Source organism: Actinoplanes ianthinogenes (assembly GCF_018324205.1).
In the GTDB taxonomy this organism is placed as follows: Bacteria; Actinomycetota; Actinomycetes; order Mycobacteriales; family Micromonosporaceae; genus Actinoplanes; species Actinoplanes ianthinogenes.
The window spans coordinates 1,024,041-1,039,886 of the sequence record NZ_AP023356.1; the positions used below are offsets into that span (position 1 = coordinate 1,024,041).

14 protein-coding genes are annotated in these 15,846 nt (G+C 71.7%); 7 read left to right on the forward strand and 7 right to left on the reverse strand.

The window, feature by feature from the left end:
* Positions 1 to 16: 16 nt before the first annotated feature.
* On the reverse strand, positions 17 to 1,465 hold the full coding sequence (locus tag Aiant_RS04705; RefSeq protein WP_189331117.1) for an MFS transporter: 1,449 nt from the start codon (positions 1,463 to 1,465) through the stop codon (positions 17 to 19).
* A gap of 91 nt (positions 1,466 to 1,556) precedes the next feature.
* Between Aiant_RS04705 and Aiant_RS04710 the strand changes: the two genes are divergently transcribed.
* Both Aiant_RS04710 and Aiant_RS04715 read left to right on the forward strand, forming a co-directional pair.
* On the forward strand, positions 1,557 to 2,135 hold the full coding sequence (locus Aiant_RS04710) for a TetR/AcrR family transcriptional regulator (RefSeq protein ID WP_189331118.1): 579 nt from the start codon (positions 1,557 to 1,559) through the stop codon (positions 2,133 to 2,135).
* 53 nt (positions 2,136 to 2,188) lie between these two features.
* The gene (locus Aiant_RS04715) at positions 2,189 to 3,631 is read left to right on the forward strand and encodes a GGDEF domain-containing protein (RefSeq protein WP_189331119.1); all 1,443 of its coding nucleotides are present in this window, start codon (positions 2,189 to 2,191) and stop codon (positions 3,629 to 3,631) included.
* A 364-nt stretch (positions 3,632 to 3,995) separates the two neighbouring features.
* On the opposite strand, the gene Aiant_RS04720 is transcribed toward Aiant_RS04715, so the two are convergent.
* Genes Aiant_RS04720 through Aiant_RS04730 form a run of 3 tightly spaced genes read right to left on the reverse strand, consistent with a single transcriptional unit; the run spans position 3,996 to position 5,951 of the window.
* Complete coding sequence (locus Aiant_RS04720) at positions 3,996 to 5,105, reverse strand: 5-methyltetrahydropteroyltriglutamate--homocysteine S-methyltransferase (RefSeq protein ID WP_189331120.1); 1,110 nt, start codon at positions 5,103 to 5,105, stop codon at positions 3,996 to 3,998.
* Positions 5,106 to 5,127: 22 nt separating this feature from the next.
* Positions 5,128 to 5,616, reverse strand: coding sequence for an SRPBCC family protein (locus Aiant_RS04725; protein WP_189331121.1), 489 nt, complete (start codon positions 5,614 to 5,616; stop codon positions 5,128 to 5,130).
* Entirely contained in the window at positions 5,613 to 5,951 is a 339-nt protein-coding gene (locus tag Aiant_RS04730) for an ArsR/SmtB family transcription factor (RefSeq protein ID WP_189331122.1), read from the reverse strand. Before Aiant_RS04730 ends, Aiant_RS04725 begins: the two co-directional genes overlap by 4 nt.
* 56 nt (positions 5,952 to 6,007) lie before the next feature.
* Between Aiant_RS04730 and Aiant_RS04735 the strand changes: the two genes are divergently transcribed.
* Both Aiant_RS04735 and Aiant_RS04740 read left to right on the forward strand, forming a co-directional pair.
* Positions 6,008 to 6,838: a DUF1028 domain-containing protein gene (locus Aiant_RS04735; RefSeq protein WP_189331123.1), complete on the forward strand. Its 831-nt coding sequence runs from the start codon at positions 6,008 to 6,010 to the stop codon at positions 6,836 to 6,838.
* 103 nt (positions 6,839 to 6,941) lie between these two features.
* Positions 6,942 to 7,520 carry a peptidase associated/transthyretin-like domain-containing protein gene (locus Aiant_RS04740; RefSeq protein ID WP_189331124.1) on the forward strand — a complete coding sequence of 193 codons (579 nt, stop codon included), beginning with the start codon at positions 6,942 to 6,944 and terminating at the stop codon, positions 7,518 to 7,520.
* A gap of 162 nt (positions 7,521 to 7,682) precedes the next feature.
* Here Aiant_RS04740 and Aiant_RS04745 read toward each other — a convergent pair whose 3' ends face one another.
* Positions 7,683 to 8,336, reverse strand: coding sequence for a response regulator (locus Aiant_RS04745; RefSeq protein ID WP_212846955.1), 654 nt, complete (start codon positions 8,334 to 8,336; stop codon positions 7,683 to 7,685).
* Entirely contained in the window at positions 8,333 to 9,580 is a 1,248-nt protein-coding gene (locus Aiant_RS04750) for a sensor histidine kinase (RefSeq protein WP_189331125.1), read from the reverse strand. The genes Aiant_RS04745 and Aiant_RS04750 overlap by 4 nt, the downstream gene beginning before the upstream one ends.
* A 110-nt stretch (positions 9,581 to 9,690) precedes the next feature.
* Here Aiant_RS04750 and Aiant_RS04755 point away from each other — a divergent pair, with 110 nt between their 5' ends.
* Both Aiant_RS04755 and Aiant_RS04760 read left to right on the forward strand, forming a co-directional pair.
* Positions 9,691 to 10,434, forward strand: coding sequence for an ABC transporter ATP-binding protein (locus tag Aiant_RS04755; RefSeq protein WP_189331126.1), 744 nt, complete (start codon positions 9,691 to 9,693; stop codon positions 10,432 to 10,434).
* Positions 10,431 to 12,719, forward strand: a complete 2,289-nt coding sequence (locus Aiant_RS04760; protein ID WP_189331127.1) for an FtsX-like permease family protein — start codon at positions 10,431 to 10,433, stop codon at positions 12,717 to 12,719. Before Aiant_RS04755 ends, Aiant_RS04760 begins: the two co-directional genes overlap by 4 nt.
* Positions 12,720 to 12,831: 112 nt before the next feature.
* Here the strand turns inward: Aiant_RS04760 and Aiant_RS04765 are convergent, their stop codons facing one another.
* Positions 12,832 to 14,049, reverse strand: a complete 1,218-nt coding sequence (locus Aiant_RS04765) for an EAL and HDOD domain-containing protein (RefSeq protein WP_229830095.1) — start codon at positions 14,047 to 14,049, stop codon at positions 12,832 to 12,834.
* A gap of 136 nt (positions 14,050 to 14,185) precedes the next feature.
* Between Aiant_RS04765 and Aiant_RS04770 the strand changes: the two genes are divergently transcribed.
* Positions 14,186 to 15,733 carry a long-chain-fatty-acid--CoA ligase gene (locus Aiant_RS04770; RefSeq protein WP_189331128.1) on the forward strand — a complete coding sequence of 516 codons (1,548 nt, stop codon included), beginning with the start codon at positions 14,186 to 14,188 and terminating at the stop codon, positions 15,731 to 15,733.
* The last annotated feature ends 113 nt before the right edge of the window (positions 15,734 to 15,846 follow it).

Here is a 15,846-nt window from a genome sequence, read left to right on the forward strand (position 1 = left end):
GCTGAGCGTAGTCCTCTTAGTCCGGGAGCGCAGCGTCAGCCGTGGCCGAGTGCTTCGGAATGATCAGCGCCAGCACGGCGGCGAGCACCGCCGCGCCGGCGCAGAGGGCGAACAGCAGCTGGTAGGCCCCCAGGGTGGGCAGCTCGTGGCCGCCGAGGTTCATCGTTTTCGCGGCCAGGACCGCACCGCCGATGGCGCTCGCCAGCGAACTGCCGACGCTGCGGAACAGAGCGTTCAGACCGTTCGCCGCGGCCAGCTCGGAGAGCGGGGTGGCGTGCGAGATGAGGCCGGGCATCGCGGCGTAGGCGATGCCGGTGCCGGCGCCCGCGATGGTGGCGCCGAGGATCACCTGGAACAGGCTGTCGGTCAGGAGGATCCGGGAACCGAAGCCGAGCGCGATGATCAGCGAACCGATGATCAGCGCGGTGCGCGGGGCCAGTTTCGCCGACAGCGGCGAGAGCAGCAGCATGATGATGCCGCCGGGCAGCATGCAGAGTCCGCCGACCAGGACCGACTTGCCGAATCCGTAACCGGTGACGGCCGGCATCTGCACGTAGGTCGCCGTGCCGATCAGGGTGGCGAACAGCGCGAAGCCGACGAACAGCGAGGCGAGGTTGGTGAGCAGCAGGGCCGGGCGGGCTGTGGTGCGCACGTCCACCAGCGGGGACTTCAGCTTCAACTCGACCAGGACGAAGACGACCAGCAGCACGGCGGCGGCGACCAGCAGGCCGATGGTGAGCGGGTCGCTCCAGCCCCATTTCGAGCCCTGCGCGAGGGGGAGCAGCAGGGCGAGCATCGCGGCGCCGAGCAGGACGGTGCCGAAGTAGTCCATCCGGCCCTTGCCGGCCCGCGGCGGGTTGGGCACCAGGGCGACGATGCCCGGGATGGCGAGGAGGCCGCCGACCACGCAGATCCAGAACAGGACGTGATAGTCCGCATACTCCGCGATCAGGCCGGAGAGCGGCAGGCCGAGCGCGCCGCCGACGCCGAGCATGGCGCTGATCAGGGCGATGCCGGCGGCCGAGTGCTCGCGGGGCAGGGTGACGCCGACCAGGCTGATGCTCAGCGGGACGGTGGCGACCGCGAGGCCGACGATCGACCGGCCGACGATCATCGGGGCGAGCGAGTCGGAGAGCGCGCAGACCAGCGAGCCGAGGACCAGCGCGCCGAGCGAGACGAGCACCATCAGCTTGGTGCCGAACAGGTCGCCGAGGCGGCCGAAGGCGGGCACCGCGACGGCGCCGACCAGCAGCGTCGAGGTGAGCAGCCAGGCGATGCCGTCGCTGCTCGCATGCAGGTCGACGCCCAGCTCGGACATGACCGGGACCAGCAGGGACTGGGTGAGCGACACCATCAGCGCGGCGGTGCCGATCACCAGCAGGACGATCAGCTGCTTGCCGGTCCAGGAGGATCTCGGCGTGGCGCCGGACTCCTCGGACTGTGTCACAGCGGCGGCTTGGGACATGAAGGCTCCTTCTGCGTTGTGGCAGACTGTGCCACAAGGCAGAGCCTGCCACGAAAAGGGGCACCGGGCGGCGTCAGGAAGAATGCTTGAGATGGGGATCACCAACCTTCGGGACCGCAAGCGAGAGCAGAACCGGATCGCCACCGTGCGGGCGGCCTGGACGCTGTTCATCGAGCGTGGTTACGACCACGTGACGGTCAGCGACATCTGCCTCGCGGCGGACATCGCCCCGCGCACCTTCCACCGGTATTTCGCCGGCAAGGAGGACGTGGTCGCCGAGCCGGTCCGGCAGATGACCACGATCGTCACCGAGTACGTGACCGGCGCGGCCGCGGGACTGAGCGACCGGGAGGTGCTGCGCGAGGCGATGGTCCTGGTGGCCCGCTACGTGGTCGAGCACCGGGACCTGTTGATCGCCCTGCGCACGGTGGCCCAGCAGTCCACCCACCTGAAGGCCTCCCAGACGGTGGTCCGCACCGAGACCGAGCCGGACATCGCCGCCCTGCTCGACGCCCGGCACCCGGACGGCGAGCCCGGCCAGTGGCGGCGCCGGCTGCTGGTCGGCTGCACCACCGCGGCGTTCCGGGTGTGGTACGAGGACTTTCTCCGCGGCGACCTGCCCGACCCGATGGCCCACCTGGCCGAGGTCCTGGACGCGGCCGGCACCTGAGTCGCAACCGCACGGGTCCGGCCCGGCGACCCGCGGCGTCCGACAGTTTCCGGGTGACGACTCGACGGCCGCCCGCCTGGACACTCGCGCTCGCCGCTGCCCCGGTGGTGATCGCGGTCTACTACTGGCTGGCGGCGCACGACCTGTGGCCCGGCGCCCAGGTCGCGCTCTACGTCAGCGCGAACGGCGGGTTCGCCGCCGCCTGCCTGGTGGTCGCGGCGCGCAACCGGGACCTGCGCCCGGTGATGCTGATGCTGGCCGTCGCGGCCGGCTTCGGCGTCGCCTCGGACCTGCTGTTCTACATCCTCGCGCTGGTCTACGACGAGGTCGCCTACCCGAGCATCGCCGACGTGGGTTACCTGGCCGCCTACGTGATGATGGCGGCCGGCCTGCTGATGATCGTCCGGCGGCGCACCCCCGGCTGGGACGGTGCCAGCGGCATCGACGCGGCGATCGTGGCGGTCGGCGCGGGCTACCTCACCTACGAGTTCCTGGTGGCCCCGACCATCGACGTGACCAGCGGAAACCTGACCACGTTGGTGTCCGTCGCCTATCCGCTGGGCGACCTGATGCTGATGATGGTGGGCGCCCGGCTGGTGCTCGGCGCCGGTCCGCGCAGCCCGTCGCTCTACCTGATCGCCGGCTATCTGGCCTGCTGCCTGTACGCCGACACGGCGTACACCATCCAGTCGCTGAACGGGACCTACCAGCCGGCGAACTACCTGGACGCCATCTGGATCGCCGGCAGCTACCTGTTCGCCGCGGCCGTGCTGCACCCGTCGGCGGCCAAGATGATCGCGCCGTCCCAGGTCACCACCCCGGACGCCACCCCGGCCCGGCTGACCGTGCTGGCGATCGCCGCGATCACCGCGCCGACCTCACTCCTGGTCCAGTACGCCCGCGGCGGCGAGCCGCACGTGATCGCCGCCGGGATCGCCTGCAACGCGCTGTTCCTGCTGGTCCTGGCCCGGATGGCGGGCCTGGTCCGGGCGCAGCGGCTGGCCGCCATCACCGACGGGCTGACCGGGCTGCGCAGCCGGCGATATTTCGAGGAGACGCTGCGCCACGCGGTGGAGCGGGCCGGTCGGCACGGCGAGCCGCTGGGCCTGCTGCTGCTCGACATCGACCACTTCAAGCGGGTGAACGACACGTACGGGCACGGCGGCGGGGACCGGGTGCTGATCGAGGTCACCCACCGGCTCAGCCAGCTGGTCCGCCCGGGTGACCTGGCGGCCCGGTACGGCGGCGAGGAGTTCGCCATGCTGCTGCCCGGCGCCACCCCCGAGGAGACGATGGAGGTCGCCGAGCGGATCCGCCGCGGCGTCTCGGCCGCCCCGATCGCGGTGTCCGACGGCGTCCTGTGCAACGCCACCGTGTCGATCGGAGCGGCCGGCGTACCCGCCCTGCGCGACGTCGAGGAGCTGGTGCTCGCCGCCGACCGCGCCCTGTACGCCGCGAAGAACGCCGGCCGCGACCGGGTCGCCGCCGCTGCCTGACGCCTGCGAGGGCGCCCCGCAGACGGGGAGATCTCGGGCCTGCAACGCCGGTTTTGATCTCCGGAACCACCCGCGGGCAGTGAAGACATCCCATGTCCATGGGTGTCAAGCGGCTTGGCCCGATCCCGCGTCTGCCCAGGGCGCTGAGGCCCAGCCGAAAAGTGTCCGGCTGGCCCCGGTGGCCCTATCCAGGACCGGGATAGGGCGCTGAGGCCCAGCTGGGGTTTGATCTCCGGAACCAGCCGCGGACAGTGAAGGGGCCGGCGATCGCTCTGGACGCGCCAGCGGCCAGATCGCCGGGCCCGGCCCGCGCGGGAGCATGCGATCCGCACCACCGCGGACGTGCGTGAAGAAAAATGGTGAATCAGCCCCAGATCTCCTCGGCGGTCTCGACGATCAGCCGCAATTTGGCCACCTGCTCGTCATAGCTCAGGGCATTCCCCTCGACCGTCGAGGAGAATCCGCATTGCGGGCTCAGGCAGATCTGGTCGAGGGGAACGTGTTTTGCGGCCTCCTCGATGCGCCGTTTGAGGGTGTCCTTCGATTCGAGCGTGCCGCGTTTCGTGGTGACCAGCCCGAGCACGACCATCTTGCCCGGCGGGACGAAGCGCAGCGGCGCGAATCCGCCCGACCGCTCGTCGTCGAACTCCAGGAAGAAACCGTCCACCGCCAGCTCGCTGAAAAGCGCCTCGGCGACGAAGTCGTAACCGCCCTCGGCCGCCCAGGACGAGCGGAAGTTGCCCCGGCACATGTGCGTGGTGACCCGCAAGCCGGCCGGCCGGTCGGCGATCGCCGCGTTGATCTGCTTGATGTATCGCAGGTGCTGGTGCTCGGCGTCGTCGCCGCGGTCGGCGAGCAGCCGGCGCTGATCCGGATCGTTGAGATAGGCCAGGCTGGTGTCGTCCAGCTGCAGATAGCGGCAGCCCAGCTCGTGGACCCGGCGAACCTGCTCGGCATAGGCGGCGCTCAGGTCCGCCCAGAACTGCTCCTGGTCCGGATAGACCGCCGGGTCGATGGCCGCGCGGCCGCCCCGATAATGCACCATGCTGGGCGACGGAATGGTCAGTTTCGCCGTCGTCTCCGGGTCCTTCACCGCGTTCAGAAAGGCGAAGTCGTCGCCGAAAATGGTCTCGGTGAGCCGGATCGGCGCGTCGACGGCGAGCGCCGCCGACTCGAAGTCCAGCTCCCCGTCCGCATTGCGGAAATGGACCTGGATCTTCTCGTCGGTCGGATGGATGCCGCCCAGGCGATAGATGAAGTCCATGTGCCAGGCGGTGCGGCGGAACTCGCCGTCGGTGGCCGAACGCAGTCCGACCTCGCGCTGCATCCGGACCACATCCCGGATCGCGTCGTCCTCGATCGCGCGGAGCTCGTCCGCGCCGATCTCGCCGGTGGCGCGCTTGGTGCGGGCGTCGAGGAGCTGGGGCGGGCGGAGCAGGCTGCCGACGTGATCCGCCCGGAACGGTGGGGTCATCCCCCCACTCAACACCCCCGGCTCAGCTGTTGGAAAGAACCTGATCGATCTGACCGAGAGCCAGCCGCATGCCCTCCTGCATGCCCATCGTGACCAGACGCTCCAGCTGGGCGGCGTCGGCGAAGTGGTTGACCACGGTCATCCGGGTCTTGCCGCCGGCCCCGTCGAGGGTGACCACGATGTGCACCGGCTGGTCATCCTTGATCGGCTCGCCCTGGTCGTCGCCGAACCCGTCGTCGAACTCCAGCCGGAACGGCGCCTCGATCGTGGTGATCGTCCACCAGCCGTGCGCCTTGGTCCCGTCGGGGCCGGTCATGTGGTAGCGCGCCGCGCCGCTGACCACGAACTCGTGGCGGGTGAAGGTGGCCGGCCAGGTCGGCGGGCCCCACCAGCGCTCCAGCTTGCGCGGATCCGCCCAGACCTGCCAGACCTGCTCGACCGGCGCCGCGAAGTCGGTGACGAAGGTCAGGGTCAAGGCCTCGGTGTCCTTGACCGTCTCGGTGACTGTCACGATCCCTCCTCCAAAATGTGTGCGATCCGGTCGGCCCGCTGCTGCCAGATCCGCTCGTAGGCGTCCACCAGCCCGCCGACCACGCTGCGCAGCGCGTCCGGCCTGCCGTGGACGATCTGCTCCCGCCCGCGCCGCTCCTTGGTGACCAGGCCGGCCCGCTCCAGGATCGCGACGTGTTTCTGCACCGCCGCGAAACTCATCGGGTAAAGCTGGGCGAGGGCGGAGACGGACTGTCCGTCTCTGATCACCCGGGCCAGGATGTCGCGCCGGGTCGGGTCGGCAAGCGCGTGGAAGACGCGGTCCGCGCCGTCCTCAACGTTCTCACCTACAACCATGTGGTTGTACGTTAGTCCCGTCCTCGCTTGATCGCAACCCGCGATACCGTGCCGCCATGACGTTCTCGATCGTGGGCCGGTCCGCCGACGGCACGGCCCTGGGTGTGGCGGTGGCCAGCAAGTTCCTCGGCGTGGGCGCGGCGGTGCCGGCCGCGCTGGCCGACGTGGGCGCGGTGGCCACCCAGTCCTACGCCAACCTGGCCTATCGGCCGCAGGCCCTCGCGCTGCTGAGCACCGGGGTGGCCGCACCGGAGGCGGTCAGGGCGCTGATCGCCGGCGACGCCGGGCAGGTCGAGCAGCGGCAGGTCGGCGTGGTCGGTGCGACCGGGCCGGGCGCGACCTACACCGGCGCGGACTGCCACGAGTGGGCCGGCGGGACGGCCGGCGAGGGGTATGCCATCCAGGGCAACATGCTGGCCGGCCCGGCCGTGGTCGGGGACATGACCGACGCGTGGCTGGGGTCCGCCGACGAGTCACGGCTGGCCTATCGGCTGGTCGCGGCGCTGCGCGCCGGAGACCAGGCGGGCGGGGATCGGCGCGGGCGGCAGAGTGCGGCGTTGCTGGTGGTGGCCAAAGGCTTGGGGTACGGCGGGACCAGTGACGTTCTGGTCGACCTGCGCGTGGACGACCACCCGGATCCGGTGACCGAATTGGCCCGGCTCCTGGAGATGCACACGCTGTATTTCGAGCGCCCCGCTCCGGAGACGTTGCTGCCGTTGACGGACACGCTCGCCGACGAGGTGCGCAAGCGGCTCGCCGCCCTCGGCCACCCGCACGCCGACCTGGACGAGGGGCTCGCATCCTGGGCCGGTGTCGAGAACCTGGAAATGCGGATCGTGCCCGGGGCCATCGACCCCCTGGTCCTGGCCCATCTCCGAGCCATGTGAACAATCGTCGCCGCCGTTATTTACGGCAAAAGGCCCATCGAACCCTTTCTGCCCTGCAATGATCATTTATGGGACGTAAGTGGTCGGGGACGATGGGACGACAATGGGACACGAGGAGCGCGCCGGTGCGCCGGTGATAACTCGCCGCAGCATCATCACGCTGGACTTTCCGGGGCCGGTGCCGGCCATCTGCCAGTTGCGGCCGGCCGGGCCGATGGCCACGGACCGTTTCGTGGTCCGGCGCGAGCTGGCCCCGGCCGATGCCGGCGTGCCGATGATGCTGCGGGTCCGGGTCCTCGACGCGGTCGACCGGCCGCTGCCCGGCGCGATCCTGGAGATCTCGCACCACGCTCCCGACGCGTCGGCCGCCGCGCTGCACGGCGCCCAGCTGACGGACCCGCACGGGTATGCCGAATTCAAGACGGTCTTTCCGGGGTGGTCCTCGGAGCAGCCGGCCGGGATCGCGGTGACCCTGCATCTGGCGGGGTCGCGGGATGTCGGCCGATTCCATTTTCCGGCCCAGGTGACCGGGCAGGTCGCCGAACTTGCCGGGTATGAAGGCAATCCGAGCCCGCTGCCGCCGCCGGTCCTGCCGGCCGGGATCCTGCATGTGGTTCCGCGCGATCGTTACGATCTGACGGCCGGCCTCCTGGCCACCATCAACGCCGTCACCGATCGCTGAGGCCGGCTACCCCTGGCTCGGGTGCGCCCACACGTCGGTGGTGTTCGAGGAGCCCCCTGCTTCCGGGGAGCGGTTGGTGGGAACACGGTAATGCGTGAGCGGGCTGACGCCGTACGGATGGCGGAAGCGGCCTGAAGCACCGGCGGACCGCGGCAAAGGGCGTCAGCCGCGGAGGTAGGCGAGCACGGCCCGGACCCGGCGGTGGTCGTCGGCGTCCGGGGGCAGGTCGAGCTTGGTGAGCAGGCTGTTGATGTGTTTGGCGACCGCGGCCTCGGAGACCACCAGGGCGCGGGCGATCGCCGCGTTGGAGCGGCCCTCCGCCATCAGGCCGAGCACCTCGCGCTCGCGGGCGGTCAGGCGGTGCAACGGGTCGCGGCGGCGGGACAGCAACTGGCGGACCACCTCCGGGTCGACGACGGTGCGGCCGGCGGCGACCGCGGCGAGTGCGTCGACGAACTCGGTGACCTCGCCGATCCGGTCTTTCAGCAGGTAGCCCACGCCGGCCGGGGCCCCGCCCGAGTCGAGCAGCTCGGTGGCGTAGGTCTGCTCGACATACTGACTCAGGACCAGGACCGGCAGCTCCGGGTCGGCGGCGCGCAGCTCGATCGCGGCTTGCAGGCCCTCGTCGCTGAAACCGGGCGGCATCCGCACGTCGGTCACCACCACGTCGGGCCGGTGCTCGCGGACCGCGGCGCGCAGCTCGTCGGCGTCACCGACGGCGGCCACCACCTCGTGCCCGAAGCGGCGCAGCATGCCGGCGACACCCTCCCGGACGATGACCCCGTCCTCCGCGATGACGACCCGCAACCCGCTCACGCCGAAACCTCCGTCACAGGCAGCTCCACGCGGAGCACGGTGGGGCCGCCCGGCGGGCTGGCCAGGGCGACCGTGCCGTCCACGACGGCCACCCGGTCGGCGAGGCCGACCAGGCCGGTGCCGGCGGCCGGGTCGGCGCCGCCGCGCCCGTCGTCGCGGATCTCGACGACCAGCCGGGACGCGGTGACCGTGCCGGAGATCCAGGCCCGGGTGGCGCCGCTGTGTTTGGCCACGTTGGTGAGCGCCTCGACGATCACGAAATAAGCCGTCACCTCGACAGCCGACGGGAGCCGGCCGGGCAGCGTGAAGTCCAGCTCGACCGGGAGCGGCGCGGTGGACGCCACCTCGCCGGCCGCGGCGGGCAGACCGCGGTCGGTCAGCACTTTCGGATGCACGCCGCGGATCAGCTCCCGGATGTCGGTGAGCGCCTGTCTGGCCAGGTCGTGGGCCTCGGCGACGGACTCGGCGGACGGGCTGCCGGGTGGCAGCTCGAGCCGGGCCAGGCCGAGCTGCATGCTCAGCGCCACGAGCCGCTGCTGGGCGCCGTCGTGCAGGTCACGCTCGATCCGGCGGCGCTCCACCTCGAACGCGTCGACCAGCCGGGCCCGGGACCGGGTCACCTCGATCAGTTTCTCGTCGGCGTCGTGGGCGCGCGGGGCCAGGATCGCGCGGGCCATCGCCGCCCGGGCGCCGGCCCACGCGGTGACCGGCCAGGCGAGCACCACGGTCAGCGGGATGCCGGCCAGGAACAGGGCCCAGCGGGAGCCGGCGCCCTCGTCCTGCATGTAGACCGGTGCGCCGAAGGTGGTCAGCACCTCGTAGATCACCCCGCCGACGACCAGGGCGTCCATCCAGCAGAACAGGGCCGCGGACATCATCGTGTAGCCCAGCTCGCGCCAGGTGGCCTGCTCGCGCAGCCGGACCAGCAGCCAGGCGCGCAGCCCGGCCCGCGGTGGTGGCCGGTGCGGGTCGGGCAGCTCGTCGACGTCGACCAGGCGCAACCGGCGGCGCTCCAGCCGGCCGACCGCGATGCCGGAGAGCACGGTCGCCAGGTAACCCGCGAAGCCGATCACCACGATGGACAGCAGCACGCCGGCCACGAGCATGCCGACAACCGCGAGGATGGTCGCGGCGCCGAGCAGCGCGCCGCTCGCCAGGTAGGCCAGCGAGCGCCAGGGCCAGGAGGACCGCAGGAACACGGTCGGGCGCAGGGTGAGCGCTTCGAGCGCGTTACGGGCCGGCATGACCGGCAACCTACCCGGGCGGTACGACAGTGTCGGTAGTGCTGGCGTTACCCCGGATCGTCACTCCCGCGCGACTGTGCCGGAGCCGGGAAACCGGTTGGCTCGGTGGCATGACGAACGGACACGACACCGCCGCCGTAGAGCTGCGAGCGGTCACCCGGCGATACGGGAGCATGGTCACCGCGCTGGACGGGATCGACGCCCGGTTCGAGCGGGCCACCTTCACCGCGGTGATCGGCCCCTCCGGATCCGGCAAATCCACGCTGCTGCACTGCGCCGCCGGGCTGGACCGGGCCGACGAGGGCGAGGTGATCATCGACGGCACGCCGCTGACCGGCCTGTCCGAGCGGGCGCTGACCCGGCTGCGGCGTCGCCGGGTGGGCTTTGTCTTCCAGGCGTTCAACCTGGTCGCGGCACTGACCGCGGCGCAGAACGTGGTGCTGCCGATGCGCCTGGCCGGGCGCAAGCCGCAGGCCGGCGAGGTGGCCGCGATGCTCGCCGAGGTGGGACTGGCCGACCGCGCCGGGCACCGGCCCGGCCAGCTCTCCGGCGGGCAGCAGCAGCGGGTGGCGATCGCCCGGGCGCTGGTCACCCGGCCGGCGGTGCTCTTCGCCGACGAGCCGACCGGCGCGCTGGACGCCCGGTCCGGTGCCGAGGTGCTGCGGCTGCTGCGCTCGGCGGTGGACCGGCACGGGCAGACCATCGTGATGGTCACCCACGATCCGGTGGCCGCCGCGTACGCCGACCGGGTGCTGTTCCTGGCCGACGGGCGGGTGGTCGACGACCTGACCGGGCCGGTCGGCGCGGAGAAGATCGCGGTGCACACCGCGCGGCTCGAGGAGTCGGCCCGATGATCGCGTGGGCGATGGTGCGGCACCGGTTCGCGAGTTTCGCCGGGACGTTCGTGGCGATCGCGCTGGGCGTCGCGGTGGTGGCCGGCTCGGTGACGCTCTACCTCTCCTCACGGCCGGAGCCGCCTGAGCGATATCGGTCAGCGCCGGTGATGGTGCAGGCGCCGTCGGTGGGCACGAACGACTTCGGCGAGCCGGAGATCCGCTCGTGGACCCACGATGAGATGGCTGATATCTCCGAAAAACTCCGGGACATCGCCACGGTCATCCCCGACCCGGTCTTCTACGTGCAGGAAGAGGGCACGCAGGATCAGGGGACAGCAAGGATCGACGGGCACGCCTGGTCGTCCACGGCGCTCGGCGGCTACCGGCTGACCTCCGGGCGGAAGCCGGACAAGACCGGCGAGGTGGTCGCGCGGAAGGCGCTGAACAGCCGGCTCGAGGTGATCACCGCGAAGGGCCCGGAGAGCTGGACGGTCGTCGGGACGACGGACGGCCCCGGGTACTACGTGCCGGACGCTGATGCGCTCGGGCGCGCTTCCGGCGTACGCGTAATCGGTCTGACGGTGACCGGAAACCCGGCGCAAGCGGCAAGCGAGGCGCAAGCCCTGATCGGCCCGGCCGGAACGGTCCGCACCGGAGCGGACCGCGCCGTCCTGGAACCCGAGGAGATCACCCGGATCCGCTGGCTCGGCGCCCAGCTGCTGATCGCCCTGGTCACCCTCGGCACCTTCGCCACCGTCTTCGTCGTCGCCTCGACCTGCGCGCTGACCGCCGCGCAGCGCCGCCGCGAACTGGGTCTGCTGCGCGCCGCCGGCGCGACCCCGGGCCAGGTCCGCCGGCTGATGTACGCCGAGACCACCCTGATCGCGCTGCTCGCCGGCCTGGTCGGCGCCCCGCTCGGCGCCCTGCTCGCGCCGCTGCTGGCCGGCCCGATGGTCGATTTCGGCCTGGAGCCGCCCGGGTACGCGGCCACCTGGCAGCCCGCCGCGGTCGGTGGCTCGATCCTGCTCGGCCTGCTCGTCGCCCTGGCCGGCGTCGCCGTGGCGGCGCGCCGCGCCAGCCGGGTCTCCCCGATGGCCGCGCTGCGCGAGGCGGCTGCCGAGACCCGCGCGATGACCCCGGCCCGCTGGGTGTCCGGCCTGCTCAGCGCGGCGGCCGGTGGGGCGTTGCTGGCCGCGATGCCGAGCATGCCGACGGCGAGCAAGTCGACCGCCGGGCTGGGCGCCGCGATGCTGTTGCTGACCGCGGCCGCGCTGCTCGCGCCGGTGGTGATCGGTCCGCTGGTGCGGCTCGCGACCGCCGGGTGGCGCGGCTCGGCGACCGGGATGGTGGTCCGCGAGGGCACCCTGACCGGGGTTCGCCGTGTCGCCTCGACGGCCGCTCCGGTGCTGGTCACGGTTGGGATCACGGTGCTGCTCACCGGCATGATCGCGACGATCGAGGAGGCGGCCGGGATCGACGGGACCGCGCAGATCCCGGCGGCCACCGTGCTCGCCCCGGACGGCACACCGGGCCTGTCCGAGGCCGCGGTGCAGGGTCAGCCCGGCACGTCTCGCCTGGGCACCCGGGTGCTGATCACTCGCGGTCAGCAGATCGTCGGCGAGGACGCTGTGGGCGAGGCCGGCGCGCCGGTCACGGTCACCCCCGAGGTGGGCGTCGGGCTCGGCTCGCCGCTTCCCCTGCGGTGGGCGGACGGCACGATCGACACGCTTACGGTACGCCGGATCGACCCGGACGCCGCCGCCCCCGTCGTGCTCCCCCGCGAGCTGGTCCGCAGGCACGACCCGGACGCCCTGACCGGCATGGTGGTGCTCGCCGGCGACCCGCGTCCGGCGGCCGGCGCCCGGGCGCTGTCCGCGCGGGACTACGTGCAGGAGGAGATCGACGAGGAGGGCCGGCTGGTCGACCTGTTCCTCTGGGTGCTCATCGGGCTGACCGCCGGTTACACCGCGATCGCGGTGTCGAACACGCTGCTGATGGCCACGGCGGCGCGCCGGCCGGAGTTCCGGGCGCTGCGGCTGGCCGGCGCCGGGCTGGGTCAGGTCCTGCGGATCACCACGGCCGAGGCGGTCCTGGCGGCGGTGACCGGGGCGCTGCTCGGCGGCCTGGTGGGCGGGCTGTCGCTGACCGGGGTGCGCGCCGCGGTCGAGGACGAGCTGGGACAGGACGTGGCGCTGGTCATCCCGTGGGAGGCGGCGCTCGGGGTGGTGGGATTGTGCGTGGTGCTCGCGGTGGTTGCCACCGCGGTGCCGGTGCTGCGCCGGAGCGCCACGAGCGCGGCCTGAGCCGGGCGATCGGCGGGGGGCGCCGCGGGTCGGAACGATCCGCGGCGCTCGCGCGGTCAGCGAGGCGCCGCGGACCGGAAACGGTCAGCGGAGCGCCGCGGACCGGAAACGGTCAGCGGGGCCGCTGCGGGTTGAAGCGATGCGCCGCGGTCAGCGTCCGGGTGGACCAGCGCATCGCGTCGAGGGCGGGAACGGCGAGGTCGGCGGACCCCGCCTCGCCGGCCTCGTAGGCGCTGACCGCGTTCAGCACCTGGCCGAGCCGCCCGGTGCCGTTGGTCAGGGCGTCCGCGACGTCGGAGGTGAGCGGCAACTGCTCGGCCATCGCCGAGGGGGTGCTGCCCATCAGCCGGGCCATGCCGGTGACCAGGCCGGCCACGAACGCGGCGCCCTGGTCGGCGCCGAACCGGGCGGCCAGGTTCTCGCAGAGCCGGGCCTGGGTCAGCGCGGTGAGCAGCTGCTCCTCGGGGGCCTCGGCGACGTCGTCGACCACCATCAGGGTGGCCCAGCGGCGGATCCGGGTGAGGCCGACCAGCATCACCGCCTGGCGGACCGAGGAGATCCGGCTGACCACGCCGGCCGCGACCGAGTTGCTGACCCGCAGCACGCGCAGGGCCAGCGCCGGGTCGCTGACGATGATCGAGGTGATCTTCTCGAGCGGGACGTCCGGCGACATCAGCGCGGCGACCAGCTCCAGGCGGCGCAGCCGGGACGGGGAGAGGCTCGGGGTGCTCAGCACCTGCGGACGGCTCAGCCAGTAGCCCTGGCGCAGCTCCATGCCGTAGCGGTCGGCGATGGCGACCTGCTCCGCCGTCTCCAGACGTTCGGCGACCAGTTGCAGGCCGGGGTGCTGGCGGCAGGCCGCGACGATCTCGTCGAGCCGGCTCAGGTCGCCGTCCAGCAGGTCGAGCTTGACGTACGAGGCGAGCCCGAGCAGCTGCTCGTGCCCGGAACCCCAGACGAAGTCGTCCAGCGCGATCTTGTAGCCGGCCGCGGCCAGCGCGGTGATCCCCTCGATCACCTCGTCGTCCACCGTGACCGTCTCCAGCACCTCCAGCACCACCTGCTCGGGGCCGAAGGGCAGCGGCAGGCGGCCGGTCAGGAACTCGCGGGTGAGGTTGATGAAGCACGGCCGGTTGCCGGCCACCTCGGCGATCCCGAACTCGGTGAACGCGTTGATCATGACAGTGCTGGTCGCATACGTGTCCTGCCGGCCGGACGCGACGGAGTCCATCCGGCCGCGGAAGAGCAGCTCGAACGCCACCACCACGCCCTGGGCGTCGAAGATCGGCTGTCGACCGACGTGCACCGCGTCCATCACCGGGATTCCCACGTCGCTGCCATCGGCACAAAACTCGGCGACCTGACGAATCCGGGCGGGGAAACAAAACCGAAACGGCCGGTTCCCCTTACGAACCCCTCATGTTGGGATGAGACAGCCGTCACAGCGCCTGAAAGGGAACCACCTGATGCTCAACCTCTCCATCCTGCTGGAGGACAGCGCCCGCCGCTACCCGGACCGCGCCGCCGTGGTGCTGGGCCCGCAGCGCCTGAGCTACGCCCAGGTGGACGCGGCAGCGAACCAGGTGGCCAACATGCTGGTCGCGCGAGGCATCCAGCCCGGCGACAAGGTTGCCCTGTCCTGTCCCAACCTGCCGTACTTCCCGATCGTCTACTACGGCATCCTCAAGGCCGGCGCCGTCGTCGTCCCGCTGAACGTGCTTCTCAAGGGCCGCGAGATCACGTACCACCTGAACGACTCGCAGGCGAAGGCGTACTTCTGTTTCCAGGGCACCCCGGAGCTGCCGATGGGCGCCGAGGGCAAGGCCGGGTTCGACGCCGCCGAGGGCTGCGAGCACTTCTTCCTGATCACCGCGGACCCGGCGGCCGCCTCCCCGATCGAGGGCGCCGGGACGCTGGGCCAGGCGCTGGCCGGGCAGGCGCCGGTCTTCGAGACCGTGCTGCGCGCCGAGACCGACGCCGCGGTCATCCTGTACACCAGCGGCACCACCGGCCAGGCCAAGGGCGCCGAGCTCTCCCACTCGAACCTGGTGCTCAACGCGCTCACCTGCAACCGGCTCTTCGCCTCCCAGCCGGCCACCGACACCCACCTGCTGGTGCTGCCGCTGTTCCACTCGTTCGGCTCGACGGTGAACATGAACGCCGGCTTCTCGGTGGCGGCCACCCTGGTGCTGCTGCCCCGCTTCGAGGCGAACGCCGCGGTCCAGCTGTTGCAGAGCGAGAACGTGACGTTCTTCGCCGGCGTGCCGACCATGTACTGGGGCCTGCTGAACGCGCTCGACGACAGCGTGGACGTCGAACGGATCGCCCGGAACATGCGGGTCGCGGTGGCCGGCGGCTCCAGCCTCCCGGTGGAGATCATCAAGGCGGTCAAGGAGCGCTTCGGCGTCACCATCCTGGAGGGCTACGGCCTCTCCGAGACCTCACCGGTGGCGACCTTCAGCGACCCGGACGCCGAGCCGCGGCCCGGCTCGATCGGCATCCCGATCTGGGGCGTCGAGGTCAAGCTGATCGACCAGCAGTGGAACACGATCGGCGGCGCCGACGAGATCGGCGAGATCGCCATCCGCGGCCACAACATCATGAACGGGTACTACAACCGGCCGGAGGCGACCGCCGAGGTGATGCGGGACGGCTGGTTCCGCACCGGCGACCTGGCCCGCCGCGACAAGGACGGCTACTACTACATCGTCGACCGGGCCAAGGACATGATCATCCGGGGCGGCTTCAACGTCTACCCGCGGGAGATCGAGGAGGTCCTGCTCACCCACGAGGCGATCTCCCTCGCCGCGGTGATCGGCGTGCCGCACCCCAGCCACGGCGAGGAGGTCAAGGCGTTCGTGATCCTCAAGCCGGGCGCCACCGCCACCGAGGAGGAGATCGTCGCCTGGGGCAGGGAGCAGATGGCGTCGTACAAATACCCCCGGCTGGTCAGCATCGTCGAGTCGCTCCCGATGACGGCGACCGGCAAGCTGCTCAAACGCGAGCTCAGCTGAACCGTCGGAGGATCGCGGCCGAACGGGCACCCGGCGGGATACCCGCCGGGTGCCGCCGCTCCCTAGACTCGCACGCAACACCCGCCCCGTGGGGCTCGATGATCGCTTGCATC

Bases quoted from the DNA above. Each gene is read 5' to 3' on its own strand.
- Aiant_RS04705 (WP_189331117.1), bottom strand. From the start codon at position 1,465: ATGTCCCAAGCCGCCGCTGTGACACAGTCCGAGGAGTCCGGCGCCACG.
- Aiant_RS04710 (WP_189331118.1), top strand. From the start codon at position 1,557: ATGGGGATCACCAACCTTCGGGACCGCAAGCGAGAGCAGAACCGGATC.
- Aiant_RS04720 (WP_189331120.1), bottom strand. From the start codon at position 5,105: ATGACCCCACCGTTCCGGGCGGATCACGTCGGCAGCCTGCTCCGCCCG.
- Aiant_RS04730 (WP_189331122.1), bottom strand. From the start codon at position 5,951: ATGGTTGTAGGTGAGAACGTTGAGGACGGCGCGGACCGCGTCTTCCAC.
- Aiant_RS04735 (WP_189331123.1), top strand. From the start codon at position 6,008: ATGACGTTCTCGATCGTGGGCCGGTCCGCCGACGGCACGGCCCTGGGT.
- Aiant_RS04740 (WP_189331124.1), top strand. From the start codon at position 6,942: ATGGGACACGAGGAGCGCGCCGGTGCGCCGGTGATAACTCGCCGCAGC.
- Aiant_RS04750 (WP_189331125.1), bottom strand. From the start codon at position 9,580: ATGCCGGCCCGTAACGCGCTCGAAGCGCTCACCCTGCGCCCGACCGTG.
- Aiant_RS04755 (WP_189331126.1), top strand. From the start codon at position 9,691: ATGACGAACGGACACGACACCGCCGCCGTAGAGCTGCGAGCGGTCACC.
- Aiant_RS04760 (WP_189331127.1), top strand. From the start codon at position 10,431: ATGATCGCGTGGGCGATGGTGCGGCACCGGTTCGCGAGTTTCGCCGGG.
- Aiant_RS04770 (WP_189331128.1), top strand. From the start codon at position 14,186: ATGCTCAACCTCTCCATCCTGCTGGAGGACAGCGCCCGCCGCTACCCG.